Below are 13,838 nucleotides of genomic sequence, written 5' to 3' on the forward strand. Positions count from 1 at the left end.
ATGGTTATATTTAATTTCAGAATACCCGGGGCGCTGGCCATACTCACGCCACATTTACCGGGTGCACAGGCGCTGCATGACCCTCAATAAGTCCTTTGCAGGCTGGAGCCTGCTGGTAGTGCTCGGCCTCAACCTGCGGCCGATCCTCAGTTCAATCAGCCCGTTGCTCGGCGAAATTCGCCAGGCCACCGGCCTGAGCTTCCAGAGCAGCGCCCTGCTGACCAGCCTGCCGGTCATCTGCATGGGCCTGGTGGCGCTGGTGGGCGTGCGCGTGGAAGCGCGGCTCGGTGAACGGCGCGGTATCGCCCTGGGCCTGGTGATGATTCTGCTGGCGTGCCTGGCGCGCTGGCTGATGGGTCAGGCGTCGGCGCTGCTGGTCACCGCGTTGCTCGGTGGTGCGGGCGTGGCGCTGATCCAGGCGCTGGTGCCGGCGATGATCAAGCGCGAGTTTCATCAGCGCGTACCGGTGGCGATGGGCGTGTATTCGGCCTCACTGATGGCCGGCGGCGGCCTGGCGGCGTTGCTCAGCCCGGTGGTGGCGACGCACTTCCAGCAGTGGCAGGCCGGGTTGGGTGTGTGGCTGTTGCCGGCGCTCGCTGCCTTGTTGCTATGGACGTGGCTGCCGCTGGGCGCCGCCAGGAGTCCACACGTGGCGCCCGCCTTCAAGGGGCTGCGCAACCGTCGCGCGTGGTTGCTCGCGCTGTATTTCGGCCTGGTCAACTGCGGCTACATGAGCATGGTGGCCTGGCTGCCTGCCTACTATCAGCAACTGGGGTGGGGCGTGCTGCCCAGCGGCTCGCTGCTGGCGTTCATGACCATTTTCCAGGTGATCGCCGCGCTGCTGATGCCGGTGCTGGCACAACGCGGCATCGACCGCCGCCCGCTGCTGGGCATCAGCCTGGTCGCGCAAACCCTCGGTTACCTCGGCCTTATCATCGCGCCGCAGGCCTTTCCCCACGTGTGGGTGGCCCTGTGCGGCTTCGGCCTGGGCGCGTGCTTCGCCCTGAGCCTGCTGCTGACCCTCGACCATCACCGCGACCCACGCCAGGCCGGGCAACTGGCCGCCTTCGTCCAGGGCGTGGGCTTTTTGATCAACGCCGTTTCGCCCTGGCTGACCGGTTGGCTGCGCGAACTGACCGGCAACTTTGTCAGCGCCTGGATCGTGCTGACACTGACCGTGCTGGCCATGCTGCTGGTGACGCGGGTGTTCAGCCCGGCCACCTACCGCACCGGGCTAGAAGTCGTAGCGCCCGGTCACGCCTAGGGTACGCGGGGCGCCCAGCAGGCCTTCGTATCCGCCGTTGCCGCCGGTCCACAGGGTGGTGTAGTAGGTTTTGTCGAAAGCGTTTTTCAGCCACAGCGACACGTCCCACTGGCCCTGTTGGTAATTGCCGCGCAGGCCGGTGGAGAGGTTGACCAGCGCATAGGCCGGGATCTGCCCGTAGTCGGAATCTTCCACGGTGCCCACCGCCTTGGAGCGGAAGGCATAACTGGCGGTGACGTAGGGTTCAAAGCCGTTATCCAGGTTCCACTTGTACTCGCCGTTGGCGTTGGCGATCCATTTCGACGCGCCCACCACCTGGTGGCCGGTGAGGTCGCAGGACGTCGGTGCGCCGGGGCGCAGGCTGACTTCCGGCGGGCATGGCGCGTCCTTGTAAGACAGGTAACTGACGTCGTTGAAGGAGCCGTTGAGGTTCAGCGTCAGGCCCTTGATCGGCACCAGCGTACTTTCCACTTCCACCCCCCGCGAGCGCACGGAGCCGGCGTTGGTGAGGTACTGCACACGGTTGTCCTGGTCGTAGGCGTTGGTCTGGTAGCCATTGACCTGGGTCCAGAACAGGTTGGCGTTGAGTTGCAGGCGGCGATCCCACAACGTGCTCTTGAAACCCAACTCGGCGTTGTTGGCGCGCTCGGTGCCGATCAACAGCGAGTCGGCCCCCGCCGTCGGCGCCGAGCCCACCGCCAGGTTGACGCCGCCGGACTTCTCGCCGTGGGACAGCGTGGCGTAGCCCAGCAGGTTGTCATTGAAGTGGTAACTGAGGTTGAGCAGCCCCGACGGGGTGGCGCTGTATTGCGTCAGGTCACCCGAGTCATACGCCCCGGTACGCCCGCGCCGCGCCGTGGCAGCAGCGCCGGCTACCGCAGCGCCGCCCAACGGGGCATTGCGTGTCACCCAGGCACTTTTTTCTTCGTAGGTGCCGCGCAGGCCGGCGGTGAAATCCAAGCGTTCGGTCAGGTGCCAGGTGCCTTGGGCGAACAGCGCAAAACTGTCGGTGCGGATATGCCCGTTGCCGATGCTGCTCACGTTGCTCAACGCGCCGCTCGGCGTGCCGTTCCAGATATCCGCCTGGGGGCCGTAATAGGCGAAGGACTTGTTATCCAGGTCAGAGCCGAAGTAGTAGGCGCCGAGCACGTAATCGAAAAACCCGCCCTGGGGTGAAGCCAGGCGAAATTCCTGGGACCACTGCTTGTCCTCCACCGATACGCCGGCGTTATACGAGGCCGGCACGTTAAGACCGTCATCGTTGCGCGGGGTGAAATTCCACCAGCGATAGGCACTGACCGACGTCAGGGTGAAATCGCTCGGCAAGGTCCAATTGGCCTCCAGCGAGGTGCCGCCCTGAAACACGGTGACGTGCTGGTCGTTGTCCAGGTTGACCTTGCGGTGGGTGCCATCAACCAGGGTCGCACCCGCGGCGTTGGCCCGGGACTGATAGAGGTTGGTGCCGTTGATGGTCGGCCCGGTGCTGTAGAGCACACGTGTACCGGCGCTGGAATCCTCCTCGTTGTAGTCGCCGATCCAGCGCAGGTTGAAGGCCTCATTGGGCTTGTACAGCAGTTGCCCGCGAAAGCCCTGGCGCGAACCGCCATTGAGGTCGTGCCCGTCATGTTCATTCTTGATGTCGCCGTCGCTGCGCGTGCGATAGGCCGAAAAACGCCCGGCCAATTCATCGGTAAGCGGCCCGGAAATCGTGCCCTTGGTCTGGAAATAACCGTCCTCGCCCAACGAGGTTTCGATGCTGCGCTCCGGGGTGAAACTCGGCGCGCGGGTGCTGATATTGATCACCCCCGCCGTGGTGTTCTTGCCGAACAGGGTGCCTTGCGGGCCGCGCAATACCTCAAGCTGCTCGATGTCCATCAGGTCGAACACCGCCATGCCGGGGCGCCCGAGGTAGACGTTGTCGATATACAACCCCACGCTGCCCTCCAGGCCGTCGCTGGCCGGGTTGTTGCCCAGGCCGCGAATCGACACACTGGACTGGCGCGCATGCATATAGGCGACGTTGACGCTGGGCACCAGCTGCTGCAGGTCCTGAATCCGATACACCCGCTGGCTCTCCAGCGCCTGGCCGCCGACCACGCTCATGGGCGTCGGTACCGCCTGGGCGCTTTCGGTGCGCCGCCGCGCGGTGACCGTGACGGTTTCCAACTGGCCACTGGCGCTCTCGCCTGCCGGAGCCGGCTCGGCAGCATGACTGGGGGTCCAACTGGCACTGCCCGCCAGCAGCATCGCCAGGGGCAGGCGCTTGAAGGGTACAACGGGCTTGAACAGACTCATGGGCGGCTCCGGAACCCAGGAATATCCAGCAAGGCATATTCCTTAAGGTTATTTATTTATGGTTTTAAGAACATTTACTGCATAAGAGATAGCCTTTATAAGGAGTCGACCTAATGCATAGCCAATGCATTTCCCGGATATTTTTGATGTGAAAAATGCATATCGACCTGCGCCAACTTCGCCACTTCATCGCCCTCGCCGAACAACGCAGTTTCGTCGCGGCGGCGTTGACGGTGAACCTGTCGCAATCGGCCTTCAGCCGCAGCATCCAGGCGCTGGAACACAGCACCGGCTGCCAGTTGGTCGACCGTGGGCGCAAAGACCTGGCGCCGACCAAACAAGGCCAGGTGCTGCTCGAACACGCCCGGCGCCTGGTCAGCGGCGCGCAGCAACTGGCCAATGAGATCAGCCAGTTCAACGGCCTGGAGGCCGGCGAGTTGCGCTTCGGTTGCGGCCCGGCGCCGGCCGGTGGCTTGATCCCCCGCGCCATCGGCAGTTTTATCGGGCGCTACCCCAAGGCACGCGTACAGTTCCAGGTGGACGACTGGGAAAGCCTGAGCAAACGCCTGCTCAGTGAAGAGTTCGAGTTTTTCGTCGCCGACACCCGCCACTTCGAAGCCAACCCCGACTACCACACCCACCGCCTGCGCTCACGCCGCTGGTATTTCTGCTGCCGCATCGGGCACCCCCTCGCCACCCACGACAGCGTCAGCCCCGCCGAACTGATGAGCTACCCGCTGGCCGTGACCATCCGCCCGCCGAACCTGCGCAAAGTCATCGTCGACCTCAGCGGCCGACCGGATTACCAGCCCAACGTCGAATGCGAAAACGGCTACAGCCTGCTGGGCGTGGTACTGCGCTCGGACGCCATCGGCATCGTCAGCGCCAACAGCGACATGCTGCACATGGCCCGGGGCGAGTTGGTGTGTTTGAAAATCGCGGGGCTGGATGAAAATCTGGAGGAGCGTTACACCCGCTACGGGATTGTCAGCCGTGCGGGGTATCGATTGTCGCCGTTGGCGGAGGCGATGATTGAGCAGATCAAGGAAGTCGATGAGCGGGATGAAGATAGTTATACGCTTGAGAATATCGCGGTCTGAACCGACGCCATCGGGGGCAAGCCCCCTCCCACATCTGGAATGCATTTCAAGTGTGGGAGGGGGCTTGCCCCCGATGGCAACACCCATGCATTCACTGCATGAAACCCAGTCCCCAAATGCACTTGCCAGCGCCCCACCCAAACAGCGAAAAAACCTCACCTATCTTCCATCCGGTGAGCCTGCATGTCCCAACCCCAACCCGTACGCAACGTGCTCTACATCATGTGCGACCAACTGCGCCGCGATTACCTGTCGTGCTACGGCCACACCCATTTGCACACCCCGAACATCGACCGCCTCGCCGCAGCCGGCGTGCGTTTCAGCCGCGCCTACACCCAGGGCACCATCTGCGGCCCGTCGCGGATGTCGGCCTACACCGGGCGCTATGTCAGCAGCCATCAGGTGGCGTGGAATGCCGTACCGCTGCCCCTGGAAGAGCTGACCATTGGCGACTACCTGCGCCCCCACGGCATCCGCACCGCGCTGGTGGGCAAGACCCACGCCACGCCAAACCTGGATGCCCTGCAGCGGCTGAATATCGACCCCGAAAGCGCCCAGGCCGAGGTGCTGAACGAAGTGGGCTTCGACACTTATTTCCGTCACGACGGCATCTACCCCGACAGCCCGCTGTTCGAGGACAAACGCGAGTCCGCGCCCTACACCCATTACCTGCGCGAGCAGGGCTACAGCGGCAGCAACCCGTGGCATGAATGGGCCAATGCCGCGCAAGGTGAAAACGGCGAAGTGCTCAGCGGCTGGCACATGCGCAACGCCGGGTTGCCGGCGCGGGTTGCCGAGCAGCACTCGGAAACCGTCTACACCACCGACCGCGCCATCGACTTTATCCAGGAGCAGGCCGAACAACCCTGGTGCCTGCACCTGTCCTATATCAAGCCGCACTGGCCCTATATCGCCCCGGCGCCGTACCACGCGCTGTATGGCGCCGAGCATATCCAGGCGCCGATTCAACCGGCGCACACCAGCGATCACCCGGTGTACCAGGCGTTTCGTCAACACCAGGAGAGCCTGAACTTCTCCCGCGACGAGGTGCGGCTCACGGTGATTCCAACCTACATGGGGCTGATCAAACAGATCGACGACCAGCTCGGGCGGCTGTTCGATTTCCTGCAAAGCAACGGGCGCTGGGATGACACGCTGATTGTGTTCACCAGCGACCACGGCGACTTCCTCGGCGACCACTTCCTCGGTGAAAAGGAATTCCTGCTCGAACCTGCCGTGGGCATTCCCCTGATCGTGCGCGACCCGCGTACCAGTGCCGATATCAGCCGTGGCTCGGTGGACGCGCGCCTGGTAGAGACCATCGACGCGCTGCCAACCTTCCTCGACGCCCTGGGCCTGCCTGCCGCCGAGCACCGCCTGGAAGGCCGCTCGCTGATCCCGCTGCTGCACGGTGACCCGACGCCTTGGCGTGACTATGCGATTGCCGAGTACGACTACGCCTTCCAGGCCCCCGCCCGCGAGCGTCTGGGCCAGCCGATCGACCGTTGCCGCATGACCATGGTGCGCAGCGAGCGCTGGAAATACCTGGCCTATGACGGCTTCCGCCCGCAGCTGTTCGACCTGCACAACGACCCGCAGGAAGTACACGACCTGGGCGCCGACCCGGCCTATGCCGACGTGCGCGAGGTGCATGTGGGTTATCTGTTCGACTGGCTGCGCGGGTTGAAGCGGCGAACCACCATCAGCCACACCGAGATCGAAGTGCGTGGCCAATGGTTTCGCTACGGTGAGCCGGAGGCGGAGAAGGTGGTGCAGATTGGCGTCTGGTAGAACGATGCAAATCACTGTGGGAGGGGGCTTGCCCCCGATGGCGGTGTGTCAGCTACTGAAAGGTTGACTGACACTCAGCTATCGGGGGCAAGCCCCCTCCCACATTTGGATTTGTGTTTGCTCAGCGGCCTTTGGTTGTCTTGCTGGATTGCCCGTGCACGCCCACCGGCACATCGCCCTTGAGCGTCACCCGGCGCACGATACGCTCCTGGGTGCCGTAGTCGTCCACCGCGTAATGCTGGGTGGCGCGGTTGTCCCAGATCGCTACATCGCCGCTGTTCCAGCGCCAGCGCACGGTGTTTTCCAGGCGGGTAACGTGGCTTTGCAACAGGTTGAACAGTTGCGTCGAGTCGGCCTGGGAATAGCCTTTGAGGCGCTTGACGAAGTGCCCCAGCAGCAAGGTTTTCTCACCGCTGACCGGGTGCACGCGCACCACCGGATGCTCGGTTTCATACACCGTCGAGGTGAACACCTTGCGGTACTCCTCAAGCCGCTCCACCGCCACATCCGGCTTGAGCGCGGCGTAGTCGTATTCGTTGCTGTGGATGGCCCAGAGGTTATCCGCCAGGGCGCGCAGCTCGACGCTGAGGTCGTTGTAGGCCGCCGAGGTGTTGGCCCACACGGTGTCGCCACCGGATGCGGGCGCCAGCACCGAACGCAGGATCGAAGCCTTGGGGTAGGCATCGACGAAGGTCACGTCGGTGTGCCAGGAGTTGGCGCGCTGGCCGCGCGTGCCGTCCAGCTCCATCAGGAAACGCGTGCCGTCACGCACCGGCACGGTCGGGTGGGCAATCGGCTCGCCGAGCAGGTGGGCAAAGGCCTCCTGGCTCTGGTCGTCGAGGTGGGACTGTTCGCGAAAGAAGATCACCTTGTACTGCACCAGCGCTTGCTGGATGGCGTCGACAGTGGCGGCATCGAGATGACCGGACAGTTTGATGCCACGGATCTCGGCGCCGATGCGGCCGGCGACCGGATGAATGTCCAGTGCCTGGGCGATGGGTTGAACAGCTAATGCGGCGTTGCTCATTGTGGTGACCCTCATGTGCCTGCGGATGGTGGAACGCTCGCCGGCAACGCTCTATTCATATGCATTTTAGATCTAGCAAATGAACTAATGCTTCGTTGACGGAATAAGAGCTTGCATTTAAAACCTCAGCTCCGTCGCTCGCAAATGCCTTCGACCTATTTTTCAAATGCCGGGAATGCATATGGATCTGCGTCAACTGCGCTACTTCATTGCCCTCAACGAACACCGCAGTTTCGTACGCGCGGCGGACGCCATGGGCATCACTCAACCGGCGTTCAGCCGCAGTATCCAGGGGCTGGAACAGGAGTTCGGCTGCGTGCTGGTCGACCGTGGCCACAAGGACCTGCGCCCTACGCCCGAAGGCCAGGTGGTACTGCAGCACGCCCTGAGCCTGGTGCATGGCGCCGCCTTGCTGAGCAGTGAAGTCACGCGCATGACCAAGCTCGATGCCGGCGACCTGCGCTTCGGCTGCGGCCCGGCGCCGGCGGTCAAGCTGGTGCCGGATGCGGTGGCGCGGTTTATCGGCGTGCACCCGAAAATCCGCACCAGTTTCCAAGTGGATAACTGGGAAAAACTCAGCCGCGCCCTGAGCCGCGAGGAGATCGAATTCTTCATTGCCGACATCCGTCAGTTCGAAGCCGACCCGAACTTCCAGACCCGAGCGCTGACCGCCAAGCGCGGCGTGTTTTTCTGCCGCCCGGGGCACCCGCTGCTGGCCAAGGACAGCCTGTCGACCAATGACATGTTCGACTACCCGCTGGCGGCGCCGCTGATCTCCCAGGGCATTCGCAAACTGCTGGCAAACCTGAGCGGGCGCATGGATTTTTCGCCGAGCATCCAGACCGAACACTTCCCGGCGCTGGTGAAAATCGTGCTGCAGTCCAACGCCATTGGCGTGGGCACCGAGGAAGCGTTCGCCGAGGACATCGCCAGCGGCGCGCTGGTGCTGCTGCACTGGCGCAACCTGCCGCAGAACATGGATACCCTGAGTGCGCGGTGCGGGATCGTCAGCCGCACGGGGGCGCGGTTGTCGCCGGCGGCTAAAGCGATGATTGAGGTGTTGGTGGAGGTCGACAGGCAGGAGGTGAGTGTGGCGGTCTGAAGGGCCTCATCAGGGCATAGGTATCTACACAGCTCCGCAGCACCCACCGTAACCCCGATGCGAAGCGAGCCGCTCTTGATCTTGATCTGCTTTTGATCTCAGGCGCCCCGTCAAACCACGCTGGCCGAACGCAGGCTTGAATCCGTGGGCAACCCGGCAGGACGCCGGGTTAGCCGCCCCGCGCCATGGATGGCGCGTGGCGGCGGCCCACGGATTCAAGCCTGCGTTCGGGCACACCGAGCCTAAGCGAGGTGCCGAGTGGTGGGGCAAGAGCGTTTTGCTTACTTTTGCGCTTTTCAAAAGTGAGCCGCTGTAAAAGCGGAACCATTAGCAGCCGTTACCGCAGAAACGGATATGTACTCGGTCTGATCCAACATCCTGGTCGGCCCCGAGGCCGCCATCGGGGGCAAGCCCCCTCCCACAGTTGAACTGTGAATACCTTCAAAGTGTGGGAGGGGGCTTGCCCCCGATAGCTATAGCCCAGGCACCACTGGACTCAAAGCCCCGCCGCAGCCAACCCAGGCGCCACCCAATCACTCACCTGAAACGACCGACGAATCAACTTCTCCCTGGAAGCCAGATCCACCGCATCCTGTAACTTGCCCAGGAACACCGGGTCCAGCGTCGCCGGGAAAATCTGGCTGAGCTGCTGGTCCTTCAAGTCATTGCTCAGGATCACTGGCGGATAACTGGCCAGCCCCGACACCAGCTCGATGTAGGCCTGTTTGTTATTGTCATCGGTCAACCATTGCACCGCCTGCTGCTGGGCCTTGAGCAACTTGGCCACCGCGTCGGGATGCCCGTCGACAAACTGTTTGCTGCCCACCAATACCGCCTGGATGCTGCCGGCGCCGTTCAGGTCCTTGGTGGTCAGGGCGATCTCGGCCAGCCCCTTGGCTTGCAGCGCCGTGAGGTTGGAGCCGCCCCAGGTTGCGTCAATCTGCTTGGCGGCCAACGCCGCACCGGCCGCGTTGTAATCCAGGTTGATGACTTTCAGGTCCTTTTCACTCAGGCCCTGGCTGGCCAATGCGCTGTCGAATGACAACTGGCTGGCCGTGCCGCGAAACACCGCGACGCGCTTGCCCTTGAGGTCGTGCAGGGTCTTGATGCCCGAGCCCGGCACCACGCCCAGGTACTGCTTGATGTCGCGCGCGGTGGCGCTGAGCAGGCGGGTATCCAGCCCGTTGGAACGGCCGATGATGGCCGCCAGGTCGCCGAGATAAGCGAGGTCCACCTGGCCATTGGCGAAGGCTTCATTGATCACCGGGCCCGCGCCCTTGAAGTAATTCCATTGAATCGTGATGCCCTGGTCGGCAAAGGCCTTTTCGAAGATCTGCTGTTGGCGCAACACATCAGTGATGCCGCCGCCGCTATGTTGGCTCCCGGCGCTGAGATCGGGCACGGCAATACGGATTTCCTTGAGCTCGGCGGCCTGCACCAGACCCGCCAGCGCGGTAGCGGCGAACAGCGTGATCAGACGTTTGAAGGACAGTTTCATAAGGGCAGCTCCTGGTGGGCGGCGGTCGCCTGGGGAGCTGAAATTAGGCACAGGCAGATAGAAACTTTAAATACTATAAATTCACAATTTAATAACCTTTTGAACTATGCGAGACAAACCGCAGGCTGCAGCGGGCTATGCATAAACAGCATCGAAAATATTCTCCGAATGCATTGGATGCGTGCCGGGCACGGGCTTTAAATGACCTCTCTTATCTCACAATAATCTTGATTACGTTTTTATAAGACCGAAATCACATAACGAAAGGGAGGTCCTCGATGGCCCGGACCGCACGGTTAAGCCCGCCTCTGACACCCCCCACACTGCGCTGGCCGGCACTCAGCCCCTGGCTGTTACCGCTGACGCTGTTGGCCTTGTGGTGGCTGGCCAGCCGTCATCAGTGGATGAGCGAGCAAATCCTGCCGCCGCCTGCACTGGTGTGGAGCAGCGCCGTAGAACTGGCGGGCGGCGAACTGTGGAGCCACCTGGCGATCAGTGTGCAGCGCTTGTTCTGGGGCTTGCTGGCGGGCATCGGCGCCGGGGCGTTGCTCGGCGCCTGGCTGGGCTTCAGTACGCGCGCCGAGCGCCTGGTGTTTCCCACGTTCAGCGCGTTGGCACAAGTGCCGACCCTGGCGTGGATCCCGTTGTTCATGGTGTTTTTCGGCATCGGCGAAACCCTGAAACTGGTGGTGCTGGTCAAGGCCATCGTGGTACCCGTGACCCTGCATACGCTGGTTGGTGTACGCGATGCGCAGCCGCAGTTGCGTGAAGCCGCGCGCGTGCTGCGCCTGCCCACCCATCTGCTGATTCGCCGGCTGATTCTGCCCGCCGCACTGCCGGCGTTCATGGCCGGTGTGCGCCTGGCCCTGGCGGCCGGTTGGACGTCGCTGCTGGCGGTGGAGCTGCTGGCCTCCAGTGAAGGCATCGGCTACCTGATGGTGTGGGCACGCCAGTTGTTCATGCTCGACATCGTCTTTGTGTGCATCGTGGTCATCGGCGTGCTGGGCGTGGTGATGGACCGTGGCGTCGGCTGGCTGGATCGCAAATGGGTGCACTGGCCGCATCCGGCCACCGCGCACATCCGGCGCGGCCCGCGTTACCAGGGCTGGCAGCGCCTGCAGCCGTGGCTGCTGCCCCTGGGGTTGCTGGCGCTGTGGCAAGTGGCGACGCAGCAGGGCTGGGTCGATGCGAATATCCTGGTGAGCCCATGGACTGTGCTGCAGACCACCGCCACGGGCGTCGTGGATGGGACGCTGTCGGGCGCGCTGGGCAAAAGCCTGGGGCGCACCCTGGGCGGCTTGGCATTGGGCGCCAGCCTGGGGTTTGCCATCGGCTTGTGGCTGGGCTTGTCACCGCGCAGCGAGCGAGTCCTCGGCCCTACCCTGGCCGCCTTGCGCCAGATCGCAATCTTTGCCTGGGTGCCGTTGCTCACGGCCTGGTTTGGCCTGGGGGAATTGGCCAAATGGGTGTTTATCGGCCTGGCGGCGTTTTTCCCGCTGTTTATCGCCACCCAGCGCAGCGTGTTGAACCTGTCACCGCAACTGAGCGAAGCCGCACAGGTGCTGCGCCTGAACCTGTTCCAACGGCTGCGCCGCCTGATACTGCCGGGCGCGGCGCCGGGCATTTTCGCCGGGCTGCGCCTGAGCCTGATCTACGCCTGGCTGGGCACCATCGGCGCGGAATACTTCATGCCGTCCAATGGCGGCATCGGCAGCCTGATGATCGGCGCCCAACAGCTGCTGCGCATGGATTTGATCATGAGCGGCATGCTGCTGGTCGGCCTTACCGGCGCCACCCTCAACCTTATCGGCCAACGCCTTGAAAGCCGCGTCACCGGCTGGAGACACGCATGAACGCACCGATTGTCAGCTTCAACCATGTGGGCAAGTCCTTCGAGGTGGATGGCGTCGAGCTGGAAGCCATCCGCGAATTCAACCTGGAGATTGCCGAGGGCGAATTTGTGGCGATTGTCGGTTCGAGCGGCTGCGGCAAGTCCACGCTTTTACGCTTGCTGGTGGGGCTGGATACGCAGTTTCGCGGGCAGATCCAGGTCGATGGCAAAGCCGTGAGCGGCATCGGCAGCGAACGCGGCATCGTGTTCCAGGAACACCGCTTGTTCCCCTGGCTGACGGTGGCGCAGAACATCGGCCTGGGCCTGGTCAATGAGCCCTTGAGCGAGGCCGAGCGCAGCCGACGCATTGGCGACTTTATCGAACTGGTGGGCCTCACCGACTTCACCCGCGCCTATCCCCACCAACTGTCCGGCGGCATGGCGCAACGGGTGGCCATCGCTCGTGGCCTGGTGGCCAGCCCACGGATTCTGCTGCTGGACGAGCCGTTCGGCGCACTGGATGCGCTGACCCGCCAGCAGATGCAGGACGAACTATTGGCGATTCGCGCCCGCGCCAGAATCACTACGGTGCTGGTGACCCACGATGTGGAAGAGGCGATTTTCCTCGCCGACCGCGTGGTGGTGATGGAGCCCCGGCCCGGGCGGATCAAGCAGGTGGTCGAGATCGCCCTGCCCCATCCGCGCCAGCGCAGCAGTTTCGAGTTCCACCAATTGCGCGAAGAACTGCTGCATGAATTGATCAGCGACGATCACTACCAGCCACCGGTGCGCGAACAGATTCGCGACCTGCCGCTGGCATTCATTGCTTGCTGAACGCGAGGTCGCTGTCCGGTTGCTCTTCGCGTTCAAACCGATTGGCCCGCGCAAAGGTGCCGAAATCATTGAAGCGCACGCCCATCTCGGCCATGACCTTGTGCGCCACCCTGACCGTCATCTGGCGGATATAGAACGGCTCCTTCACCACGAAATGATGGATGCCGTGGGTGCTGCCGAAATTGAAACAGAACGCCTGCAACGGCCACATCCACCAGGGGTTGAGCACCTGGGTCTGCTGGATCACATTGCCCGGCTCCACATCGCCGTAGTAATGCATGTTGGAACTGACGAAGTGCAGGCAAAAGGTGCGCAGCACGTTGGGGCCAATGATCACCACCGCCGCGATATCGATCACCTGCATCATCTGCAGCGTCCCGGCTGACCAGTCGATGGGCGCGCCCACCAGGCCGGCGATGCCGTTGGCGGCATGAAAGCCGAGGAAGATGTACCACGCACCCCAATGCAGCAGCACCAGCGGTGCGTACACCAGCAGCACGCGCTTGAGGATGCTGAACCTGTGCGGCCAGGTCCTGGCGCGCAGCAGGCGGATCATGGCGGACATCATGTTGTCGCCCACCATCAGCAAGCGCGCGATGCCCCAGGGCTCGCCGTTGGTGATGGCACGCTCTTCCACATCGGCCTCGGTGCCGGAGACCTTGTGATGATTGAGGTGCAGGTGCCGGCGAATCCACGGGTTGATCGTGCTCGGCCGCGCCAGCCACACCAGGCCCATCATCAGGTTGTGGGGCACGCGCTGCTTGCGAAAGTACATGCTGTGGATCAGGTCGTGTTCCAGCTCATGGGTGAGTGAGGCAAAGAACGCATTGAGCAGCAGGCATACCCACCAGGCCATGTGACCGCTGATATACAGCGCCGCCGAACCCAGCATGCCGACCCATGCGAACGCCAGGATGCCCGCGCCCAGCGCGTCCTGATGCAGCAGCCAGGAATGCCGCTGGCGCAGGCGCGCGCCCTCGGCCAGCACCACCTCGCGGATATGCGCCGAACGCTGTTGCGCGTTCATCTGCTGGGGACTTGCACAAGTACCGTCCATGCTTCCATTCTCTTGTGGAGTGATGCCTGCATCCTGCAC

10 protein-coding genes are annotated in these 13,838 nt (G+C 63.1%); 6 read left to right on the plus strand and 4 right to left on the minus strand.

From position 1 onward, the window contains the following. The first annotated feature begins 76 nt into the window (after window positions 1–76). Window positions 77–1,264, plus strand: coding sequence for a CynX/NimT family MFS transporter (locus J1G34_RS14105; protein ID WP_222994218.1), 1,188 nt, complete (start codon window positions 77–79; stop codon window positions 1,262–1,264). Here J1G34_RS14105 and J1G34_RS14110 read toward each other — a convergent pair. Next, window positions 1,235–3,559 carry a TonB-dependent receptor gene (locus J1G34_RS14110; protein ID WP_222994219.1) on the minus strand — a complete coding sequence of 775 codons (2,325 nt, stop codon included), beginning with the start codon at window positions 3,557–3,559 and terminating at the stop codon, window positions 1,235–1,237. The genes J1G34_RS14105 and J1G34_RS14110 overlap by 30 nt on opposite strands. Before the next feature lie 155 nt (window positions 3,560–3,714). Here J1G34_RS14110 and J1G34_RS14115 point away from each other — a divergent pair, with 155 nt between their 5' ends. Together J1G34_RS14115 and J1G34_RS14120 are read left to right on the plus strand one after the other, a co-directional pair. Next, window positions 3,715–4,659 (plus strand): LysR family transcriptional regulator, encoded by a 945-nt coding sequence (locus tag J1G34_RS14115; protein WP_222994220.1) that lies wholly within the window; start codon window positions 3,715–3,717, stop codon window positions 4,657–4,659. A 183-nt stretch (window positions 4,660–4,842) separates the two neighbouring features. Further along, on the plus strand, window positions 4,843–6,450 hold the full coding sequence (locus J1G34_RS14120; protein ID WP_222994221.1) for an alkaline phosphatase family protein: 1,608 nt from the start codon (window positions 4,843–4,845) through the stop codon (window positions 6,448–6,450). A gap of 121 nt (window positions 6,451–6,571) precedes the next feature. On the opposite strand, the gene J1G34_RS14125 is transcribed toward J1G34_RS14120, so the two are convergent. Beyond that, on the minus strand, window positions 6,572–7,477 hold the full coding sequence (locus J1G34_RS14125; RefSeq protein WP_065884684.1) for a TauD/TfdA dioxygenase family protein: 906 nt from the start codon (window positions 7,475–7,477) through the stop codon (window positions 6,572–6,574). A 181-nt stretch (window positions 7,478–7,658) separates the two neighbouring features. Between J1G34_RS14125 and J1G34_RS14130 the strand changes: the two genes are divergently transcribed. Beyond that, entirely contained in the window at window positions 7,659–8,579 is a 921-nt protein-coding gene (locus J1G34_RS14130; protein ID WP_222994222.1) for a LysR family transcriptional regulator, read from the plus strand. A gap of 496 nt (window positions 8,580–9,075) precedes the next feature. On the opposite strand, the gene J1G34_RS14135 is transcribed toward J1G34_RS14130, so the two are convergent. Beyond that, window positions 9,076–10,077, minus strand: a complete 1,002-nt coding sequence (locus tag J1G34_RS14135; RefSeq protein WP_122561802.1) for an ABC transporter substrate-binding protein — start codon at window positions 10,075–10,077, stop codon at window positions 9,076–9,078. A gap of 278 nt (window positions 10,078–10,355) precedes the next feature. Here J1G34_RS14135 and J1G34_RS14140 point away from each other — a divergent pair, with 278 nt between their 5' ends. Both J1G34_RS14140 and J1G34_RS14145 read left to right on the plus strand, forming a co-directional pair. Then, complete coding sequence (locus J1G34_RS14140; RefSeq protein ID WP_222994223.1) at window positions 10,356–11,930, plus strand: ABC transporter permease; 1,575 nt, start codon at window positions 10,356–10,358, stop codon at window positions 11,928–11,930. Further along, the gene (locus tag J1G34_RS14145) at window positions 11,927–12,742 is read left to right on the plus strand and encodes an ABC transporter ATP-binding protein (RefSeq protein ID WP_065935534.1); all 816 of its coding nucleotides are present in this window, start codon (window positions 11,927–11,929) and stop codon (window positions 12,740–12,742) included. The genes J1G34_RS14140 and J1G34_RS14145 overlap by 4 nt, the downstream gene beginning before the upstream one ends. On the opposite strand, the gene J1G34_RS14150 is transcribed toward J1G34_RS14145, so the two are convergent. Beyond that, entirely contained in the window at window positions 12,729–13,799 is a 1,071-nt protein-coding gene (locus J1G34_RS14150) for a fatty acid desaturase (RefSeq protein WP_222994224.1), read from the minus strand. The two genes, J1G34_RS14145 and J1G34_RS14150, sit on opposite strands and share 14 nt — an antisense overlap. Window positions 13,800–13,838 lie beyond the last annotated feature (39 nt).

Source organism: Pseudomonas sp. Wu6 (genome assembly GCF_019891515.1).
GTDB classification, from domain to species: Bacteria; Pseudomonadota; Gammaproteobacteria; order Pseudomonadales; family Pseudomonadaceae; genus Aquipseudomonas; species Aquipseudomonas orientalis_A.

Bases quoted from the DNA above. Each gene is read 5' to 3' on its own strand.
- J1G34_RS14150 (WP_222994224.1), bottom strand. From the start codon at position 13,799: ATGGACGGTACTTGTGCAAGTCCCCAGCAGATGAACGCGCAACAGCGT.
- J1G34_RS14120 (WP_222994221.1), top strand. From the start codon at position 4,843: ATGTCCCAACCCCAACCCGTACGCAACGTGCTCTACATCATGTGCGAC.
- J1G34_RS14135 (WP_122561802.1), bottom strand. From the start codon at position 10,077: ATGAAACTGTCCTTCAAACGTCTGATCACGCTGTTCGCCGCTACCGCG.
- J1G34_RS14105 (WP_222994218.1), top strand. From the start codon at position 77: ATGACCCTCAATAAGTCCTTTGCAGGCTGGAGCCTGCTGGTAGTGCTC.
- J1G34_RS14145 (WP_065935534.1), top strand. From the start codon at position 11,927: ATGAACGCACCGATTGTCAGCTTCAACCATGTGGGCAAGTCCTTCGAG.
- J1G34_RS14140 (WP_222994223.1), top strand. From the start codon at position 10,356: ATGGCCCGGACCGCACGGTTAAGCCCGCCTCTGACACCCCCCACACTG.
- J1G34_RS14110 (WP_222994219.1), bottom strand. From the start codon at position 3,559: ATGAGTCTGTTCAAGCCCGTTGTACCCTTCAAGCGCCTGCCCCTGGCG.
- J1G34_RS14115 (WP_222994220.1), top strand. From the start codon at position 3,715: ATGCATATCGACCTGCGCCAACTTCGCCACTTCATCGCCCTCGCCGAA.
- J1G34_RS14125 (WP_065884684.1), bottom strand. From the start codon at position 7,477: ATGAGCAACGCCGCATTAGCTGTTCAACCCATCGCCCAGGCACTGGAC.
- J1G34_RS14130 (WP_222994222.1), top strand. From the start codon at position 7,659: ATGGATCTGCGTCAACTGCGCTACTTCATTGCCCTCAACGAACACCGC.